Annotated in this window: 2 protein-coding genes; one reads left to right on the forward strand and one right to left on the reverse strand. The window is 46.9% G+C overall.

Features of this window, described 5'->3' with window-relative positions:
• Positions 1-132: 132 nt before the first annotated feature.
• Positions 133-1,443 carry a hypothetical protein gene (locus QT974_RS31095; protein WP_333472231.1) on the reverse strand — a complete coding sequence of 437 codons (1,311 nt, stop codon included), beginning with the start codon at positions 1,441-1,443 and terminating at the stop codon, positions 133-135.
• A gap of 125 nt (positions 1,444-1,568) precedes the next feature.
• Between QT974_RS31095 and QT974_RS31100 the strand changes: the two genes are divergently transcribed.
• Positions 1,569-1,758, forward strand: a 190-nt coding sequence (locus QT974_RS31100; RefSeq protein WP_333472232.1) for a hypothetical protein, incomplete at its 3' end; no start/stop codon positions are given.

Here is a 1,758-nt window from a genome sequence, read left to right on the forward strand (position 1 = left end):
AAACAAAGTCCACCTCCGTGGACTTAGAAAAAAATTGACTCTTGACTTGTACTCCTAAGTCAGATTTGATAATTAATCCGTGTATCTGTGTCAAAATCTGTGTGCTGCATTCCTGATTCTTCGGGTTATAAATTAATTATCCGATCGCCCAATTCGACGCTGCCATTCAGCATCTATTTTTGCTGATTGTTCTAGTTCTTGTTGAGTTAATTCGCTTTCTGTGGTATAAGCTAGGTCTTCTCCACTCAGAACGTTTTCGCCTGCAAATTCCTGGGCGTAGGCTAATTTTTGCTGCAAGTTGGTATCGGGTTGGTTTAATAACAGGGCTCGCTGCTGCCGATCGCGATTTCGAGCTTCTATCTGGCTATTTTTCCACTGAATCCAGAAGTACCTGATTAAGGGAATTGTCAGAAATCCGACGCCGTAAATCAGCAGCAGTGGATAAATACTGCTGACGAAGCCGAGAAATCCACCTGCGATCGCACTTTTCGTTAATAAATTCCCCAAAACCAGCGCACCGACAAGATTGACGGCTCCTAAACCTGCTGCGAGCATGATTTGGCCGGAGTCGGCGCGGCTGAAACGCCACAGCATTTCTCGCAAATAAGTTCCTGTTGGTTGAGGATTTTGCAGGAGGGCTGTGGTTTGCAATTGCGGAAAATGGTAAATGATTTGCCCTTCGGGACTAACTTCGGGGCGGCCGTCAAAACGGGCGAGAGCTGGTAACATATATTCTTCGTATTCTCGGGCGTATCCCTGTCCGAGATTGTCGAGATAGGGCGCAATTTGTTCGGCTGCGACGGCGCCTCGGTTGTTGCGAATTGCGGTGGCTATATCGCTCCACTTGCGCTCTTCTAGATTGTTATTGGGATTCCCGTCTCCAAATATAAATGAGAAAACTGCTTCCAGAAAACTCATCTGGGGTTTTGGACTGCTGGCGCGCGATCGCTGCTGGTATGGTTCATCATGGTTCCAGTAAAAGATCCAGATTAAGTCGTTCCAGAAGTAGGGAAAAAAGAAAAAGCCGCCGCCGCCACCTCCACTTTCGCCTCCGCTTCCGCCTCCTCCACCGTTATTGTCGCTGTTCATGCTGGAGAGTAAAAGCGTAATAGCAACAATAATTAAAAGGATGGAAGCTACCAGCAGTAGGCCAAAAGATATTCTAATCAAGTAAAATAGAACTCGCCAGATTTTTTGCCACCATTCCTGCAACTGCAAGCGCCAGAATTTGTTTCGCAAAATATCTCGAAAGTTGTTGGGAAATAGGTAGGCAATGTCGCCGGATTCTGCTACTTGCAGGTTGCCGCCTGCTTCCGAGGCCAGCGTTAACAGTTCTCGCTGGGCAAAATTGACATCTAATCCAGCTTTTGCCGCCACGTCTCCAACCGTAACGCGGTAGCCAAGTTGTTCGACGGCTTGCATAATGCTGGGATTCGGAGCCATAGGTTTCTCTCTGTGAAAATTACCCGTTGTTTTTATTATATATTGCGGGAATTCGAGCTGGTGAAAGCCGATCGCCCGGACGATCTTTTTGGCAGCAGCCCTTGACTTAAGAGCCAAATATTGCTATGTTCTGGCGCGATCGTCCGTTTAGTCCGGCAAATAGGTTAAAGAAATGTGGTTTTTTTGGGAAGTCTGGCAATAGGTATTTTAAAATAGATAGGACTTGCGCTAGTGGTAGCATCTCTACTTTTGCAAAAAAGCAATTTCTTTACAGTGCGAGCGTCCCCGCTCGCGAGTGTTGGATAGATCGCGAGC

The organism is Microcoleus sp. BM001215392 (genome assembly GCF_036700185.1).
Classification (GTDB): domain Bacteria; phylum Cyanobacteriota; class Cyanobacteriia; order Cyanobacteriales; family Microcoleaceae; genus Microcoleus.